Genomic DNA, 16,572 nt, shown 5'->3' on the forward strand with positions numbered 1-16,572 from the left:
CTGCCATAGTCGGTTTTGTCAACCCTCAAGTCGAACCTGAACAGCCTGCCTTTGCAGCAGAACGGGCGGCGTTCAGAGTATTTGAGGTGTTAATATGGCGTCGTATTATGTGAACGACAATGCTCAGGCGGGTGGTGATCACGAAGTGCATGTAGGGTCATGCTCGTATCTGCCAAATGTCTCCAATCGCCGCTACTTGGGTGAGTTTGCTTCTTGCCAACCTGCGGTTCAGGAGGCGAAGAAATTCTACACTCAATCGAACGGCTGCTATTGGTGTTCTTCCGCTTGCCATAGCGGCTGACCTTAGAGGGGGGCGAGCTAGTCTCGCCTCCCTCCTCGTTACAGCTTCCCCTTCCGGAACCGCTCCTGGGCCTCGGCGCGGGCCTCGGCCTTGACGCGCTTCACCGCGGAGCGGTCGACGGTCTCGCCTTCGCCGGTGAGGGCTTCGTTGGCGAATTCCAGGTCCATCAGCTTCAGGCGCTTGATCTCGTCGCGCAGGCGCGCGGCGGTCTCGAACTCCAGGTCTGCGGCGGCCTGGCGCATCTTGCCTTCCAGGTCGCGCAGGGTGGCCTTGAAATTGTCGCCCATGAAGGGCTTGGCCTCCTCGGCCAGCTCCGTGCGGACCAGCGGGCGGTCCTTCTCATAGGCGCTGGCGAGGATTTCCTTGATCTGGCTCTTCACGCTCTCGGGCGTGATGCCGTGGGCGGCGTTGTACTCTTCCTGCCGTTCCCGCCGACGCTGGGTCTCGGCCATGGCGCGTTCCATGGAGCCGGTGATCCGGTCGGCATAGAGGATCACTCGGCCGTCGATATTCCGCGCCGCCCGGCCGATGGTCTGGATCAGCGAGGTCTCCGAACGCAGGAAACCCTCCTTGTCGGCGTCGAGGATGGCCACCAGGCCGACCTCGGGGATGTCCAGGCCCTCGCGCAGCAGATTGATCCCCACCAGCACGTCGAAGACGCCCAGGCGCAGGTCGCGGATGATCTCGATGCGTTCGATGGTGTCGATGTCGGAGTGCATGTAGCGGACCTTCAGGCCCTGCTCGTGCATGTACTCCGTCAGGTCCTCGGCCATCTTCTTGGTCAGCACGGTGATCAGGCCGCGATACCCCTGGGCGATGGTCTGGCGCACCTCGTCGATGACGTCGTCCACCTGGGAGAAGCCGTCCTTGGAGACCGGACGGACCTCCACCGGCGGGTCGATCAGGCCGGTGGGGCGGATCACCTGCTCGACGAAGACCCCGCCGGTCCGTTCCATCTCCCACGCGCCCGGCGTCGCCGAGACATGGACGGTGTCGGGCCGCATGGCGTCCCATTCCTCGAACTTGAGCGGGCGGTTGTCGAGGCAGGAGGGCAGGCGGAAGCCATACTCCGCCAGGGTGAACTTGCGCCGATAGTCCCCGCGATACATGCCGCCGATCTGCGGCACGGCCTGGTGGCTCTCGTCGACGAACAGCAGGGCGTTCTCGGGGATGTATTCGAAGAAGGTCGGCGGCGGCTCGCCCGGCCGGCGGCCCGACAGATAGCGGCTGTAGTTCTCGATCCCGGCGCAGGAGCCGGTGGCCTGGATCATCTCGATGTCGAAGGTGGTGCGCTGCTCCAGACGCTGGGCCTCCAGCAGCTTGCCGTTGGCCACCATCCACTCGAGCCGCTCCTTGAGCTCGGCCTTGATCTGCACCACCGCCTGGTTGAGCGTCGGCCGGGGCGTCACGTGGTGGCTGTTGGCGTAGATCTTTATCCCTTCCAGGTCGGCGATCTTCTTGCCCGTGAGGGGATCGAATTCCGAGATCGACTCCACCTCGTCGCCGAACAGGCTGACCCGCCAGGCGCGGTCTTCATAGTGGGCCGGGAAGATCTCGATGGTGTCGCCGCGGCGGCGGAAGGTCCCGCGCTCGAAGGCCTGATCGTTGCGCTTGTACTGCAGGGCCACGAGGTCAGCCATCAGCTGCTTCTCGTCGATCCGCTCCCCCGGCGCGAGGGTGAAGGTCATGGCGGTGTAGGTCTCCACCGACCCGATGCCATAGATGCAGGAGACCGAGGCGACGACGATGACATCGTCCCGCTCCAGGATCGCCCGGGTGGCCGAGTGGCGCATCCGGTCGATCTGCTCGTTAATCGAGGAGTCCTTCTCGATGTAGGTGTCCGTCCGCGGGACGTAGGCCTCCGGCTGGTAGTAGTCGTAGTAGGAGACGAAGAACTCGACTGCGTTGTCCGGGAAGAAGGCCTTGAACTCGGAATAGAGCTGGGCGGCCAGGGTCTTGTTGGGCGCCAGGATCAGGGCCGGCCGCTGGGTCTCGGCGATGACCTGGGCCATCGTATAGGTCTTGCCCGAGCCGGTGACGCCCAGCAGCACCTGGTCGTGCTCGCGGCCCTCGAGGCCCGCCACCAATTCCTTGATCGCCTGCGGCTGGTCGCCGGCGGGCTGATAGTCGGACACCAGATTGAAGCGCTTGCCCCCCTCCGACTTGGCCGGCCGCGCCGGGCGGTGGGGTTTCCACAGCATCGGCATGGCGGTTTCGTCGTAGTCGAAGGCCCCCGACATGTCGGCGACCCCCTGCAGGGGTGGGGAAGGGGCGGTCTTTGAGCGCGGCATGAGGGAGAAGGTAGGCGTCCAGGAGGCTGGGCGCCAGCGTGGCTGCTGACACCATGGCGCCAGCAGTGCGGTCAGGCCCTAGAAGAAGCCCCCGCCGCTATAGGCCACGGCGCAGGCGGCGGCCAAGACGCCAAGGGAGAACAACAGATGGCGCACCGCCCGCTCCTCGAAGTTCCTGTTCGGAACTTTAGGCGATAGGGCGATGCGCCACGTCGGGCATGATCCAGACGGACTAGGCGGACGCCAGACTACTGGTCGACGCCCTTGCTGACGGCGGTGCCGACGGCTGCGCCGGCCGCGGCGCCCACGGGGCCGCCCACGACGGCGCCAGCCACGGCGCCGGTGGCCGCCCGCTGCTCCACATTGTGGCCACAGGCGGCCAGTAGAAGGCCCGCCGAAACGAGGCAAACGCCAAGGACCTTACGCATGTTGATCTCTCCGAGAGTTGTTCCGAACAAACGGTCGCTAACGGCCAAGGTTCCCGCAGCATTGTATGAGTCTCGGCTGACCCCGCCATGGTGCGGCGCAATAACAGCTTGCGAATCCTTCACGGACCCGTCATAAGCCACGCCACTTTGTCGTAGACCCGTCCTTATCAGTGCGGACGGGCTTCGTTTCGAGACTTCGGTTTGCATGAGGCGACCGGTTCTCAAGCGATGATGTCGGAGGGCGTATCGCCCTCGCCGCACAGGACAGGACGTTTTGCAGAATGATAAGAGGGTGCGCGCCAATTGGCGTGCCCTGACCGGAGCCGCCATCCTTGGCTCGTCGGTCGGAATTGCGCTTGGCGGCGCATACATGGCTGGCGGCATGGCCAGTGCGGCCACCGACCACGCCCGCGCCGCACGGCTGGCGGCGGGCGCGGCGGACGGATACTCGGAGCAGGCGCTCCAGGACGCCGCTGCGCGCATGGACCCCGGCGTGCTTCGCATCGCCCGGCGCCATGACCCCTTCACCGTGGCCGGCGCAGCCGAGCGCGATCGGCAGAGCGCCATCCTTGTCGCTCGCCTGGAGCGGGGGGCCGGCGCGGCCTCCCAGCCCCCGATTCTCCGAGCCAGCCTGAACGCAACGCCCTATCCGGCCGCGCCGTTCCGCCTTGGCGGCGCGTTGGAGGCGTCGCGCGAGGTCGAATGCCTGACCCAGGCGGTCTATTACGAGGCCCGCGGCGAGACCCCGGCCGGACAGGCGGCGGTGGCCCAGGTGGTGATCAACCGCGCCCGGCATCCGGCCTTCCCCAAGACCGTCTGCGGCGTCGTGTTCCAAGGCGCGAACAGCCGGGTCTGTCAGTTCAGCTTCGCCTGCAACGGTGTGATGCGTCGCCCCGTGGAGCCCGCCGCCTGGCGCCGGGCCGAGCGGGTCGCCAACCGCGCCCTGTCGGGCGAAGTGATGGCCGATGTCGGCCACGCCACCCATTTCCACACCACCGCCGTGGCGCCCGCATGGGGGCCGCGTCTCACGCGGGTGACCCAGGTCGGCCAACACGTCTTCTATCGCTTCGGCCGCGGCGCGCCGAGCCGGATGCTGGCCAGCGCCCACGAGGTCACGCAGGAACAGGCCGAGGCGCCGGTCTATGCCCGCGTCGGCGAAACGGTCCAGCAGGCGGCCGCCGAATCGGCCTCGACCGACGACATCCGCCTGACCTCGGCCGTGCTCGTCCCTACGGGCGAGATGTCCATGGGCAAGGGCGGCCCCGCCGAACCCGCCACCGAGCCGGCCTCGGCGCCTGTCGCCTCCCGCAAGGAGGGCGGCAAGCCCGAAGCCTCGGCCAAGGACGCCGACGCCAAGCCCGCGACGTCCGCCAAGGGCGAGGCCAAGGCGGCCCGCGATGAGTCGTCGGCCGACAAGCCGGCGACCAAGCCCAAGGCCGGCCAGACCGCCTAGACAGGCCTATTCGGCCGCCGTGCTTCGCGCGGCGCGCCGCAGGGCCTGGGGCGGCTGTCCGAACGCCCGCAACACCGCCCGGCGCATCCGCTCAGCGTCGCCGAAGCCGACGGCTGCGGCCACCTGCTCGACCGTCTCGGCCTCGGTCTCCAGGCGCGCGCGGGCGGCCTCGACCCGCAGATGCTCCACCGCCTTGGCCGGCGTCATGCCCATCTCTCGCACGAAGGCCCGGGCGAAATTGCGCGGGCTCATGGCCGCCTGACCCGCCAGCCTTTCCACGCCCAGGGGTTCGCTGAGGCGCGCCCGCGCCCAGTCCAGCAGGCTGGCGAACCGGCCAGACGCCCCGCCCATGTCCACCAGGGCCGAGAACTGCGACTGGCCGCCAGGTCGCCTGCGGGGAACCACGAGCTGCTGAGCGGTCGCGCGCGCCACCGCCTCGCCCAGGTCATCGGCGATCAGGGCCAGGGCGAGGTCGATGCCCGCAGTGATTCCGGCCGAACTCCAGAAGGCGCCATCTCGAACATAGATTCGGTCAGGCTCCAGCCGCACCCCGGGAAACCGCCGGCGGAAGTCTGCCGTGCGGCTCCAGTGGGTGGTGGCGCCGCGCCCATCGAGCAGGCCGGCCTGGGCCAGGATATAGGCCCCGGAACAGACGCTGGCGGTCCGCCGCGCGCGCCCCGCGGTCTCGCGCACCCAGTCGATCAGGGCGGCCTCCATCAGGGCTGGCCGGGTTCCGTCGCCGCCGGCCACCACCAGGGTGTCGATGGGCGCGCCGTCCAGCCCTTCGGCGTTCATCGTCGCTCCAGAGGAGCTCGCCACCGCGCCAGCCTGGGCCGCCGCCACCCGCAGGCGATAGCTGCCTGGCGCATGCCGTTCGGCGATCTCGAAGGCCGCAATGGGGCCTGCGGCGTCCAGAAGCTGGAAGTCGTGGAAGATGAGGACGGTGATCGGGCGAGGCGGCATGGCGGAATCCGAGGGATGAATGTCATTTCCGCCACAACCAGCCCTGGCCATGATGCGCTTGTCAATCACTCACGAGGCCTGCCATGACCGCCCCCTGCCGCATCGTCTTCCCGCTCTATGCCGGGGTGACCCAGCTGGACTTCACCGCCCCCCACCAGTTCTTCAACCGCATGCCCGGGGCCGAGACCATCGTCGCCTCGGTAGGCGCGGTCGACGTGGAGGCCGATGGCCTGGTCTTCGCAAAGCTCGCCGATCTGACGACGATCGAGAGCTGCGACGTGCTCTGCGTGCCCGGCGGATTTGGGACCACGGCGGCCATGCTGGACGAGGCCTATATGGCCGCGATCATGCGGCTCGGCGGCGGCGCGCGCTATGTGACCTCGGTCTGCACCGGCTCTCTAATCCTGGCCGCGGCCGGCCTGCTGAAGGGCCGCCGGGCCGCCTGTCACTGGGCCTGGCGGGACCTGCTGCCGCTGTTCGATGTGGAGGTCGATGAGGCCCGGGTCTGCCGGGACGGCAACGTCATCACCGGCGGTGGTGTGACCGCAGGCCTCGACTTCGCCCTGGTGGCCGGCGCCGAGATCTTTGGCGAAGACGCCGCTCGGCGGGTCCAGCTCGGCCTCGAATATGCGCCTGCGCCTCCCTTCGAAGGCGGCCGTCCCGAACTTGCCCAGCCTCACATCCTGGAGCAGGTGCAAAAGGCCATGAGCGCCGCCCTGGCCGATCGACGCGCCGGAGCCGTGGAGGCTGCGGCGCGTCTCAAGGCGCGGGTCTGAGTCACCCCTGGCGCCAGTCGAGCACGCCCATCTTGCACAGCCACAGCAGGCCATAGGTGACGCGCGACCGGCGCTCCGGCGGAATGGCGGCGACCAGGTCGCCAAGGCGGGCGTCGGGGTGTTCGGCGATGTGGGCGGCCAACTGGGCCAGCTCCGGCCGCGGCGCCCGCCAGGCTTCTCCAAAGCTGTCGAGCTCGACGGCGCGGGTCAGGGCCGGATCGCGGCTCAGATCGATCCCGGGTCGAACCGACAGGCGCAGATCGGCGCCGGCGGCCGCGGTGGCGAAGCTGCGGTGGTCGGCGAAGGGGTCGCCATGCAGGGGGTTGAGGCGGGGGCGCGCGTCAGAGGGCGGCGCTGCCCGACGGATCTCGGCCAGTTCGTCGAACAGGGCGCGATAGGTCGGGATCACCTGGCGCCAGTCGAAGGTCTCTCGCACCCGCTGGCGGCCAGCCGCACCCATGCGGGCGCGAAGCTCCGGCGAGCCGGCGAGCTCGGCCAGGGCGCGGGCTGCGGCGCCCACGTCGACGGCGGTGTATTGCGCCGCCTGGCCCACATAGGACTGGTAGGTGTCGATCCGGGCCAGGTGCCGGCGAAGCAGGGCCTCGCTCGGCGGTCCGGCGCCGGGGATCAGGGTGGGAACGAGAAAGCCGTCCTGGCCATGGCGGATGGTGAAGCGATAGCCGTCCCAGTCGCTGGCCACGACCGGCAGGCCCGCGGCCATGGCCTCCACCGGCGCCAGGCCGAAGGTCTCCTGGATGTTGTCCACCAGCGACAGGAAGATGTCTGAGGCGGCCCACATCTGGCCGAGCTGATCGGCGTCATTGCCGTCGATCCAGTGGATGGTCGCGCTCGGCGCATAGGCCCGGGCGGCGGCCTCGAAGTGCGCCCGGTCGGATTCCCGGGCGAACCACCCGGCGAGCGCGAAGTGCAAGGGCCTGCCGGCCAGGCGGCCGGCCTCCTCAACCGCGCGGAACATGGGCTGAGGGGCCGCCTTTTCGAAGAAGGACAGGCGGCCGACCCAGAGAGCCATCACGTCCTCTTCCGCGAGTCCCAGGCGCGCCCGGGTCTGGCGGCGCACGTCAGGGCGGTCGGCCAGGGCCGCGATCGCGCCCATGTCGACGCCCAGCGGCAGGATCGGCAGGTGCGGCATGGGCCGGCGCGGCCCGCCGAACCGCTCGCCCAGATAGTCGGTCCATCCCTCGAACATGGTCTTGATCGATGCGTGCACCGAGGGCGAGGTGCAGATGATGGCGTCCCACGGATGGACCGGCGCCAGGCTGGCCTGGGCGATCTCCTCGCGCGTCAGGGGCGGCGCTATGGTGTGGATCAGGCCGACCAGGCTGAAGGCGCTGTCATTCATGAGGCCGCGCCGCGCCCAGGCCATCTCGGCCAGATCCGCCTTGCCGCGGAAAAGGGTCCCCGCCCGGCGGGCGCGGCCGAGATCCAGCAGCGCCCCTGTCTCGATGGCGGTAGTCAGCGGAAGGTCGCCCGCCAACGCCTCGGCCATGCCGCCCGGGTCGGTCGGCGTCGAGGTCAGCATGTGCAGGCGCTCATAGCCGCCGTGTTGGGCGAAGGCGCGATAGAGGGCGAGATTGGCCACATCGCGGCCAAAGGCGTTGGGGCCAAGGCCGAGCCCGCCGCCGAGGTGATGGATCGCCAGTTCGCCCGACATGTCTGTCTCCGCCGCCGTAACGACGGTCGGCTGTTATCAGACGGCGTCTAGGCCGATGTCCAGCGCCGCGGCGGAGTGGGTGAGGGCGCCGACGCTGATGACGTCTACGCCGGTCTCGGCGATGGCGCGCACGCTCTGCAGATTGACCCCGCCAGAGGCCTCCAGGACGGCTCGCCCCTTGGCCGAGGCCACTGCGGCGCGCAGGTCGTCGAGGGAGAAGTTGTCCAGCATCACCACGTCGGGGCCGTGGCGCAGGGCGTCCTCCAGCTGGTCCAGACCGTCGACTTCGACCTCGACCTTCATCAGGTGGCCGGCGAAGGCGCGGGCGCGGCGGACGGCCTCGGCGACCCCGCCGCAGGCGGCGATGTGGTTGTCCTTGATCAGGATGGCGTCATCCAGGCCGAACCGGTGGTTGACCCCGCCGCCGCAGCGCACGGCGTACTTCTCCAGATGCCGCAGGCCCGGCGTGGTCTTGCGGGTGTCGACGATCCGCGCGCCCGTCCCTTCGACTGCGTCCACATAGGCCCGCGTCAGGGTGGCCACGCCGCAGAGCCGTCCCAGCAGGTTCAGCCCGGTCCGCTCGGCCGACAGAATGGCGCGGGCGTTCCCCTGGGCGCGGGCGAGCACGGCGCCTGGTGAGAGCGGCTGGCCATCGGCGATCAGCGTCTCGAAGCTGGCCTGGGGGTCCAGGGCGGCCAGGGCCAGGCGGGCGCAGGCCAGGCCTGCCGCCACGCCCGGCTTGCGGGCCACGAAGGCGACCGACAGCTCGGCGTCGGCGTCGATACAGGCCATGGCCGTGACGTCGCCGGCCCGCCCCAGGTCCTCGGCCAGGGCCGCTCGGACGATGGGTTCGATCAGAAGGTCAGGCAGGGGCTCGGTCATTCGGCGGCGATGCTGGTGGGCGAAGGGGGCAGGGCGCTCAGGGTCACGAAGGTGCGCTTGGGCTCGGCCGGCGCCTCGGGGGCGTCGATGCGGAAGTGGGCGCCCAGGCTCTCGGCGCGGGTCAGGGCGCAGGCGGCGGTCAGTCGGGCGGCCGTGAGGTCGGCACAGGCGCCGTAAGCGCCCTGCAGGTCGTCGATCAGGCTGATCAGCCGGCCAAGACCGGCGCCGTCGCGCACCACGCCGGCCTCTGCGCTCATGGCGATCCGCAGGCCAGAGAGGGCCGCCTCGGGGAGGACGGGCGAGGCGGCGCTGCGGACGATACGGCTGCGAGCCTCGACGGCCTCGCGGGCGGCGGCGCCGGCGCGGGTTCCGAAGACCGCGGCTTCCAACAGGGAGTTCGAGGCCAGGCGGTTGGCGCCATGCACGCCGGTGGAGGCGCATTCTCCGGCCGCATAGAGGCCCGCCAGACTGGTCGCCCCATGCTCGTCGGTGACGATCCCGCCCATATGATAGTGGCAGGCCGGCGCCACGGGGATTGGCTGCACCCGGGGATCGACGCCGCCAGACAGGCAGGCGGCGAACACGGCGGGGAAGGCGTCCGGGAAGTGGTCGCCGACCGCGGCGCGGGCGTCGAGGAAGGCGCCGCGGCCGGCCGCACGCTCGGCGTGGATGGCGCGGGCCACCACGTCCCGCGGCGCCAGCTCGGCGGCGGGGTGATAGGCGGCCATGAAGGCCTCGCCGGCGCCATTGATCAGCAGGGCGCCCTCGCCGCGCAGGGCCTCGGTGGCCAGGGGCGCGGGGTCACGGCCGATGTCGATGGCCGTGGGATGGAACTGGACGAATTCCGGATCGGCGATCATCGCGCCGGCCGAGGCCGCCAGGCCCAGGCCTTCGCCGCGCAGCTCCGGCGGCGTGGTGGTGACCGCGTAGAGCCCGACGATGCCGCCGGTGGCCAGGATCACGGCCGGGGCGGTGATCTCATGGATCTGCCCGGCCTGCTCGACGATGACGCCCCGGATCTGGCCCTCGGCGTCCTGCAGCAGGCCGCGCAGGCGCGTGCCCGAGCGGACCTCGATATGCGGCTGGGCCAGGGTCGCTGCGGTGACGGCGGCCATGATGGCGCGACCTGCCTGGTCGCCCTTGACCCGGGCCACCCGGGCGCGGCTGTGGGCGGCCTCCAGGCTGAGCGAGAAGCCGCCGGCGGCGTCGCGGTCGAAGGGCGCGCCCAGGGCCGCCAGGGTGCGCACCGCCGCAGCGCCTTCCCGCGCCAGCAGGGCGGCGCGTTCGGGATCCACCAGGCCCGCGCCGGCGGCGACGGTGTCTGCGGCGTGAAGCGCCCAGTCATCCTCGTCCGAGAGGGCCGCAGCCATGCCCCCCTGCGCCCAGGCCGAGGAACAGCCATGGTTCAGGGGCGCGCCCGTCAGGACCAGCGCCTTGCGGGGCGCAGCGGCCAGGGCCGCCGAAAGTCCGGCCAGACCCGCACCGACGACGAGGACGCCGTCGTGCTGGGTGCGATGGGCCATCAGATCAGCTCCACGTCCACATGGTGGCGAGCCTTGACCAGATCATAGCGGGCCGGAATGGCCGGGGGCGGCAGGTCGATCATCCGCTGCACCGCCAGTCGGGCGCGGTCGGCGATGACCGGATCGACCGTCACCTCGTACTGCTCCTTGACCAGGGCCTCGTAGATGTTTTCGAGGCTGATCCGCTTCATGTGCGGGCACAGATTGCAGGGGCGCAGGAACTCGGTGTCCACGGCGTCTACAGCCACATTGTCGGCCATGGAGCACTCGGTGATCAGGATCACCTGCTTGGGCTTCTTGGTCAGGACATAGTCGTTCATCGCCGCCGTCGAGCCGGCGAAGTCCGAGACCTCAAGCACTTCGGCGGGGCATTCGGGGTGGGCGAGCACCTGGGCGCCCGGATATGCGGCCTTTAGGTCCAGGATGTCCTGGGCCTCGAAGCGTTCGTGCACCTCGCAGCGACCCTGCCAGGCGATGATCTTGACCTCGGTCTGGCGGGCCACATTGCGGGCCAGGAACTCGTCGGGGATCAGGATCACCCGATCGACGCCCCATTCTTTGGCCACATGCTCCACCACCTGAACCGCATTGGCGCTGGTGCAGCAGACGTCGGTCTCGGCCTTCACGTCGGCGGTGGTGTTCACATAGGTGACCACCGGAATGCCGGGATAGCGGGCCTTGATCAGCCGGACGTCCTCGCCGGTAATCGAAGACGCCAGGCTGCAGCCGGCGCGCAGGTCGGGGATCAGGACGCGCTTGTCCGGCGACAGGATTTTCGAGGTCTCGGCCATGAAGTGCACGCCGGCCTGGACGATGATGGCGGCGTCGGACCGGGCGGCCTCCTTGGCCAGGCCCAGGCTGTCGCCCACATAGTCGCCGACCCCGTGGAAGATCTCGGGCGTCATATAGTTGTGGGCCAGGATGACGGCGTTCTTCTCGCGCTTGATGCGATTGATCTCGGCGATCAGCGGGGCCTGCAGCCGCCACTCCATGGGGGTGACGTGCTTCTTGACCCGGTCCCAAAGCGCTTGGGTTTCGGCTTCGACTTCAGGGGTGAAGGCGAGCGGAGCAAAACCGTCTGCGGCCATGGCGTCCTCCTTATGCTCATGATGAGCATTTCTATGGCCCAAAAAAGACGCCTCCGGGCTCGGGTATCAGCGAGGCGCCTCCGATATGCTCACTCAGAGCATAACTCGTCTGTCACAGATATAGACCCTTGAACCCTCGATGCAAGCGCTCAAGCCAGGGTATAGGCCGCATCGCCCGCTTTTTCGCCGTGTTCATGTCGCCTATAGCTTGCCCGGTGCGGAAGGATTTTCCGCAGCCTCGCCAGGACAGCCGTTCTTGATCTCGCCCCTTCGCTCGGTCGCCCTGTTCGTTGCGACGCTCGCGTTGAGCGGCTGCCTCACCAGCTATGACCGTCCGCTCAACGATGGCAGGGCCGCCGGTCTCGCCACTGTGGCGCGCAACCTCTCGGACGAGGGTCTGCGCCGGGTGAGCGCCGACATGGACCCCGCCATGCTGGCCCTGGCGCGGCGCCACGACCCGGCGCCCGCCACGGACTATTGGGGCCGGGTCAGAGGGTGGGAAACCTACGACCTCGCCACCTTGCCGACCTTGGGCTTCGGCACCGCCTTCGACATGGCGGCGCGCGAGATCAATGCGCTGAAGCCCTTCGCCGACTTGCCGATCAATCCCATGGAGCCGTTCATTCTGCGGGCGTCACGGCAGGATCGCGCCCAGGCCCTGCGGTGCCTCAGTCAGGCCATCTATTACGAGGCCGCCCGCGAACCGCCCGAGGGCCAGAGGGCGGTGGCCCAGGTGGTGCTGAACCGCGTGCGCCACCCGGCCTATCCCGACTCGGTCTGCGGCGTGGTGTTCCAGGGCTCGGCGCGGCGCACCGGCTGCCAGTTCAGCTTCACCTGCGATGGCGCTCTGACCTGGGCGCCGGAGCCGGGGCTGTGGCGTCAGGTGGAAGCGGTGGCCAGGGAAGCCCTGGACGGCTTCGTCGAGGCAGATGTGGGCTCAGCCACCCACTATCACGCGGACTATGTCGCCCCCTACTGGGCCCCGACGCTGGTGAAGATGACCAAGGTTGGCGCGCACATCTTCTATCGCTGGACCGGCCCGATGGGTGAGCCGCCAGCCTTCACCAGCCGCTATGCGGGCGGCGAGACGAACCTGACGGTGGCGATCCTGGGCGGCATCGACGCCCGCACCCAGGGCCTGCTCAATCCGAGCGGGCAGGGGATCGCGCCCGGCCGCCAGATCACCCTGGACCTGGCCGGCGACGTCCGCACCTATGAGGTGGCCGCGCCGGAGGCCGGTGAGGCCCAGACCCGGGTGGCCGGCGTTCTGACCCCCAGCCGCCGTCAGCCGACGCCCGAGGAGGTCCAGCAGATCAATGAACGCTTGGCCCAGGTCGAGGCCGAACTGGACGCCGAGCGCGAAGCTGCGCCGGCGGCCGGTCCCACCGACTAAAGGCCGTTGAAGGCGTCCGGATAGGCCAGGGTGAGGGGCGCGTCGAAGGCGTCGTCCTCGAGGGCCTTGGCCATGAAGGCCGGCGATCCGGCATAGGGCGAGCGGATCTGGGCCGCGGTTTCCGGAGAGAATCCGAAGCGCGGATAGTAGTCGGGATGGCCCAGGACCACGACGCCGTGGGCGCCATACTCCTTGCAGAACTCCAGGCCGCCCCGCACCAGGGCCGAGCCGACGCCCTGCCGCTGCTCATCGGGACGCACCGCCATCGGCGCCAGGGCGACATAGAGATTGGCGCTGTCGGCCCACAGCCGGCTGAACAGGATGTGGCCGACGACCTCGCCCTGATCCTCGGCGACCATCTCGAACACCACGTCCCCGTCAGCGCGCAGCCGCTCGATCAGATCGGCCTCGGCAGGCTCCGGAAAGGCGGCCAGGTTCACCGCGCGGATGGCGGCATGGTCGGCGGAGCGGGCGTGTCGGATCATGGTGTCGTCTCTCTACTGTCAGCCGGCACGGTCGAACCGCCCACGACCACCGTCGAATTCCAGTGTTCATGGGTCCTCGGGTCAAGCCCGAGGACGACGGGTTAGGAGGTGCGCCTGGCTGGACACAGCCGTCACACCCCTCTGTTCACCGTCATGCTCGGGCTTGACCCGAGCATCCATGAACACCGGCCTCTCACAAGCGTGCGCTAGATCAGGCTCGGATACAGATCGTCCCAATCAGGGTTCGCCGCCTCGATCAGGGCGATCTTCCAGTCACGCCTGTAGCGCTTCAGCGCCTTTTCTCGACGGATCGCCTCCGTGATCAGGTCGTGGGGCTCGTACCAGACCAGATGCTTGAGGCCGTAGGTCTCCGTGAAACCCGGATAGACGCCTTCGCGATGCTCCCAGACCCTGCGTGGAAGATCTCCCGTCACGCCGACGTAGAGCGTTCCGTGCCGTCGATTGCTCATCATGTAGACGGCGGGATAGGTCCCCACGCTCTCCCCCAATCCGTCCTGCTCGGGCTTGACCCGAGCATCCATGCACACCGTCGAATCCCAGTGTTCATGGGTCCTCGGGTCAAGCCCGAGGACGACGGGTTAGAGGTGGCTCGTAAACTTCAATCCCCCAACACCCACTCCACGTCGGCGCCCAGGGCGTTGAGGTTCTCGACGAAGTTGGGGTGGGCGCGCTTGATCGGGGCGGCGTTGAGGATGGTCGACTTGCCCTCGATGCTGGCGGCCAGCATGAACAGCGCGATGGCCACGCGGATGATGTACGGGCTCTCCACCTGCGCCGGGAACAGCGGCTTGCCCCCATAGGTGATCACCCGGTGGGGGTCGCAGAGCACGGCGTGGCCGCCGAACTTGGCGAGCTCGGAGGTCCAGCCCAGCGCCCCTTCATAGACCTTGTTCCAGAACATCACCGAGCCCTCGGCGCGGACGCCGAGCGCGATGAAGATCGGCAAGAGATCCGCCGGCACATAGGGCCAGGGGGCCGCCTCGACCTTCTGCAGGATGTGGCTCGTATAGGGCTGGCGAACATGCAGAGGCCCGTCCAGCCGCGCGCGGGACCAGCCGTCCTTGTGCTCCACCTCGACGCCGAACTTGGCGAAGGTGCGGTCGATCAGGGGGAAGGATTCCGACGCGCCATTGCGCACCACCACATCGCCGCCGGTGATCGCGCCCATGGCCAGGAAGGTGGCCACCTCGTGGAAGTCGTCCTGGAAGGTGAAGGTCGTGCCGGCCAGTCGCTCGACGCCCTCGATGGTCAGGGTCGAGGCGCCGACACCCTGGACGTTGGCGCCCATCTGGATGAGGAAGCGGCAGAACTCCTGGACGTGGGGCTCGCAGGCCGCATTGACCAGTTGCGAGGTTCCCTTGGCGGTGGCCGCACAGATGGCGAAGTTCTCGGTGGTGGTCACCGAGGCGTAGTCCAGCCAATGGCGGGTGGCGTGGAAGCCCTCGGGCGTCGAGATCAGGATGGCGCCGTCGCGGGTCTCCACCCGGGCGCCGAAGGCCTCGAACACCTCCAGGTGCGGATCGATCTCCCGGGCGCCGAGGGTGCAGCCCTTGGCCTCGTCCTCCAGGCTCGCCTGGCCGAAGCGGTGCAGCAGGGCCGGGATCAGCATCACCGAGGAGCGCATGCCGAGCGGCAGGTGCGCGCCTGCAGGGTCCAGGTTCTCGCCGTGGTGCAGGCGCAGGGTCCCGGTGGCGTAGTCCATGTCCACCTGGCTGCCCAGGGCCTGGAAGAATTCCACGATCTTGCGCACATCGGTGATGTCCGGCACCCGGTGCAGCACCAGGGGCGCATCGCTGAGCAGGGTCGCGCACAGCACCGGCAGGACGGCGTTCTTGTTGGCGGAGGGCGTGATCTCGCCCCGCAGGGGGCGGCCCCCGCGTACGATCAGATTGCTCATAGGCCCTCGTCTAGTCGTCGGGGGAAACCCCTACCAGGCGCCGATCTTCTCGGCTTCGGCGTGGCTGATCGGATTATGCGCCTTGCGGTGATCTTCCTCCGCCAGGAATCGCACAGCCTCAAGCGCCGCCATGCAGCCCATGCCGGCCGCGGTCACCGCCTGGCGATAGACATCGTCGGTCACGTCGCCGGCCGCATAGACGCCTTCGATCTCGGTGGCGGCCGTGCCGGCCTTTACGTCGAGATAGCCGGCGGCGTCCATCGACAGCTGGCCCTTGAAGAGCTCGGAGGCGGGCGCGTGGCCGATGGCCACGAAGACGCCGGCGCAGTCGATCGTCTGGGTCGCGCCGGTCTTGACGTTCGTCAGGCGCACGCCGGTGACGCCCAGGGGATCTGTGTCGCCCAGCACCTCATCGATGGCGCTGTCCCAGATCACCTCAACCTTGGGATGGGCGAACAGGCGCTCCTGCAGAATCTTCTCGGCCCGCAGTTCGTCGCGCCGGTGAACCAGGGTGACCTTGGAGGCGAAATTGGTGAGGAACAGGGCCTCTTCGACCGCGGTGTTGCCGCCGCCGACCACCACGACCTCCTTGCCGCGATAGAAGAAGCCGTCGCAGGTGGCGCAGGCCGAGACGCCGAAGCCCTGGAACTTCTGCTCGCTGTCCAGACCCAGCCAGCGGGCCTGGGCGCCGGTGGCGATGATCAGGGTCTCGGCAAGCCAGACGTCCCCGGAATCGCACACCAGGCGGAACGGACGCTTGGAGAGGTCGGCCTCGATGACGATATCGTTGATGATTTCGGTGCCCACATGGGCGGCCTGGGCCTGCATCTGCTCCATGAGCCAGGGACCCTGGATCGCCTCGGCGAACCCCGGATAGTTCTCTACATCCGTGGTGATGGTCAGCTGGCCGCCGGGCTGGATGCCGGCGATCATGACGGGGTTGAGCAGGGCGCGGGCGGCATAGATGGCGGCGGTGTAGCCGGCGGGGCCAGACCCAAGGATGAGGCAGCGTGTGGTGCGGGGCTCGGACATGGCCTCTATTTAGAGAAGATTCCGCGTAGTGCGAGGGCGTGCGCGCAACAAGCGGCGACGCCATGCGTTTCGGCGCCATGACTGACAGCCTCACCACACCGCCCCTGCCGCCGCAAACGCCGGCCCCGCAGTCCGACAATCCGCCGCCGGGGCCCCCCAGCCGGACGGACCTGCGCACCACCGGAAAGTGGCTGGGCGTCGGTGTGGCGCTCGGCGCCGCCACGGGCGCAGCCCTTGGGAGTCTCGCCTTGGGGACGGCCTTCGGGGTCGGCCTCGGCGCCGCCTTTGGCGTGGCCCGGGCGCGAAAGGGTCGCGGTCCGCAGAGTTAACGCGCTGTTTCGAGGCCGGCGTTAGACTTAGCGCGTCA

15 protein-coding genes are annotated in these 16,572 nt (G+C 68.9%); 4 read left to right on the plus strand and 11 right to left on the minus strand.

Translation table 11 applies throughout. The features are described 5' to 3' along the window. Positions 1-339 precede the first annotated feature (339 nt). The gene (uvrB, locus tag Q8L83_RS02080) at positions 340-2,592 is read right to left on the minus strand and encodes an excinuclease ABC subunit UvrB (protein ID WP_370868338.1); all 2,253 of its coding nucleotides are present in this window, start codon (positions 2,590-2,592) and stop codon (positions 340-342) included. Between the two features lie 248 nt (positions 2,593-2,840). Further along, the gene (locus Q8L83_RS02085) at positions 2,841-3,020 is read right to left on the minus strand and encodes a hypothetical protein (RefSeq protein ID WP_305284488.1); all 180 of its coding nucleotides are present in this window, start codon (positions 3,018-3,020) and stop codon (positions 2,841-2,843) included. Positions 3,021-3,312: 292 nt separating this feature from the next. Here Q8L83_RS02085 and Q8L83_RS02090 point away from each other — a divergent pair, with 292 nt between their 5' ends. Further along, on the plus strand, positions 3,313-4,473 hold the full coding sequence (locus Q8L83_RS02090; protein ID WP_305284489.1) for a cell wall hydrolase: 1,161 nt from the start codon (positions 3,313-3,315) through the stop codon (positions 4,471-4,473). A gap of 6 nt (positions 4,474-4,479) precedes the next feature. On the opposite strand, the gene Q8L83_RS02095 is transcribed toward Q8L83_RS02090, so the two are convergent. After that, entirely contained in the window at positions 4,480-5,436 is a 957-nt protein-coding gene (locus Q8L83_RS02095; protein ID WP_305284490.1) for a GlxA family transcriptional regulator, read from the minus strand. Positions 5,437-5,519: 83 nt separating this feature from the next. On the opposite strand from Q8L83_RS02095, the gene Q8L83_RS02100 reads away from it, so the two are divergent. Beyond that, the gene (locus Q8L83_RS02100) at positions 5,520-6,212 is read left to right on the plus strand and encodes a DJ-1/PfpI family protein (protein ID WP_305284491.1); all 693 of its coding nucleotides are present in this window, start codon (positions 5,520-5,522) and stop codon (positions 6,210-6,212) included. A gap of 1 nt (position 6,213) precedes the next feature. On the opposite strand, the gene Q8L83_RS02105 is transcribed toward Q8L83_RS02100, so the two are convergent. The 4 genes from Q8L83_RS02105 to nadA are packed head-to-tail and all read right to left on the minus strand — an operon-like array spanning position 6,214 to position 11,377. Continuing rightward, positions 6,214-7,884, minus strand: coding sequence for a glycosyltransferase family 4 protein (locus Q8L83_RS02105; protein WP_305284492.1), 1,671 nt, complete (start codon positions 7,882-7,884; stop codon positions 6,214-6,216). 36 nt (positions 7,885-7,920) lie between these two features. Continuing rightward, complete coding sequence (gene nadC, locus Q8L83_RS02110; RefSeq protein ID WP_305284493.1) at positions 7,921-8,766, minus strand: carboxylating nicotinate-nucleotide diphosphorylase; 846 nt, start codon at positions 8,764-8,766, stop codon at positions 7,921-7,923. Next, positions 8,763-10,292 carry an L-aspartate oxidase gene (locus Q8L83_RS02115; protein ID WP_370868339.1) on the minus strand — a complete coding sequence of 510 codons (1,530 nt, stop codon included), beginning with the start codon at positions 10,290-10,292 and terminating at the stop codon, positions 8,763-8,765. Before Q8L83_RS02115 ends, nadC begins: the two co-directional genes overlap by 4 nt. Next, positions 10,289-11,377 carry a quinolinate synthase NadA gene (gene nadA, locus Q8L83_RS02120; protein ID WP_305284495.1) on the minus strand — a complete coding sequence of 363 codons (1,089 nt, stop codon included), beginning with the start codon at positions 11,375-11,377 and terminating at the stop codon, positions 10,289-10,291. Before nadA ends, Q8L83_RS02115 begins: the two co-directional genes overlap by 4 nt. A gap of 256 nt (positions 11,378-11,633) precedes the next feature. Between nadA and Q8L83_RS02125 the strand changes: the two genes are divergently transcribed. Further along, positions 11,634-12,770, plus strand: a complete 1,137-nt coding sequence (locus tag Q8L83_RS02125) for a cell wall hydrolase (RefSeq protein ID WP_305284496.1) — start codon at positions 11,634-11,636, stop codon at positions 12,768-12,770. Here the strand turns inward: Q8L83_RS02125 and Q8L83_RS02130 are convergent. The 4 genes from Q8L83_RS02130 to trxB form a co-directional block, all read right to left on the minus strand. Further along, on the minus strand, positions 12,767-13,255 hold the full coding sequence (locus Q8L83_RS02130) for a GNAT family N-acetyltransferase (RefSeq protein WP_305284497.1): 489 nt from the start codon (positions 13,253-13,255) through the stop codon (positions 12,767-12,769). The two genes, Q8L83_RS02125 and Q8L83_RS02130, sit on opposite strands and share 4 nt — an antisense overlap. A gap of 206 nt (positions 13,256-13,461) precedes the next feature. Continuing rightward, positions 13,462-13,797, minus strand: coding sequence for a GIY-YIG nuclease family protein (locus tag Q8L83_RS02135; protein WP_305284498.1), 336 nt, complete (start codon positions 13,795-13,797; stop codon positions 13,462-13,464). A 77-nt stretch (positions 13,798-13,874) separates the two neighbouring features. After that, a complete protein-coding gene (locus Q8L83_RS02140; RefSeq protein WP_305284499.1) occupies positions 13,875-15,173 on the minus strand; it encodes a UDP-N-acetylglucosamine 1-carboxyvinyltransferase in 1,299 nt (432 codons plus the stop codon). Positions 15,174-15,203: 30 nt separating this feature from the next. After that, positions 15,204-16,205: a thioredoxin-disulfide reductase gene (gene trxB / locus Q8L83_RS02145; protein ID WP_305284500.1), complete on the minus strand. Its 1,002-nt coding sequence runs from the start codon at positions 16,203-16,205 to the stop codon at positions 15,204-15,206. 77 nt (positions 16,206-16,282) lie between these two features. Between trxB and Q8L83_RS02150 the strand changes: the two genes are divergently transcribed. Beyond that, a complete protein-coding gene (locus Q8L83_RS02150) occupies positions 16,283-16,534 on the plus strand; it encodes a hypothetical protein (protein WP_305284501.1) in 252 nt (83 codons plus the stop codon). The last annotated feature ends 38 nt before the right edge of the window (positions 16,535-16,572 follow it).

It is taken from the genome of Phenylobacterium sp. (assembly GCF_030680185.1).
Lineage (GTDB): Bacteria > Pseudomonadota > Alphaproteobacteria > Caulobacterales > Caulobacteraceae > Phenylobacterium.

Coding starts and splice junctions, on each gene's coding strand:
- Q8L83_RS02095 (WP_305284490.1), bottom strand. CDS start 5,436: ATGCCGCCTCGCCCGATCACCGTCCTCATCTTCCACGACTTCCAGCTT.
- Q8L83_RS02100 (WP_305284491.1), top strand. CDS start 5,520: ATGACCGCCCCCTGCCGCATCGTCTTCCCGCTCTATGCCGGGGTGACC.
- Q8L83_RS02085 (WP_305284488.1), bottom strand. CDS start 3,020: ATGCGTAAGGTCCTTGGCGTTTGCCTCGTTTCGGCGGGCCTTCTACTG.
- nadC (WP_305284493.1), bottom strand. CDS start 8,766: ATGACCGAGCCCCTGCCTGACCTTCTGATCGAACCCATCGTCCGAGCG.
- Q8L83_RS02140 (WP_305284499.1), bottom strand. CDS start 15,173: ATGAGCAATCTGATCGTACGCGGGGGCCGCCCCCTGCGGGGCGAGATC.
- nadA (WP_305284495.1), bottom strand. CDS start 11,377: ATGGCCGCAGACGGTTTTGCTCCGCTCGCCTTCACCCCTGAAGTCGAA.
- Q8L83_RS02130 (WP_305284497.1), bottom strand. CDS start 13,255: ATGATCCGACACGCCCGCTCCGCCGACCATGCCGCCATCCGCGCGGTG.
- trxB (WP_305284500.1), bottom strand. CDS start 16,205: ATGTCCGAGCCCCGCACCACACGCTGCCTCATCCTTGGGTCTGGCCCC.
- Q8L83_RS02150 (WP_305284501.1), top strand. CDS start 16,283: ATGACTGACAGCCTCACCACACCGCCCCTGCCGCCGCAAACGCCGGCC.
- Q8L83_RS02135 (WP_305284498.1), bottom strand. CDS start 13,797: ATGGATGCTCGGGTCAAGCCCGAGCAGGACGGATTGGGGGAGAGCGTG.
- Q8L83_RS02105 (WP_305284492.1), bottom strand. CDS start 7,884: ATGTCGGGCGAACTGGCGATCCATCACCTCGGCGGCGGGCTCGGCCTT.
- uvrB (WP_370868338.1), bottom strand. CDS start 2,592: ATGCCGCGCTCAAAGACCGCCCCTTCCCCACCCCTGCAGGGGGTCGCC.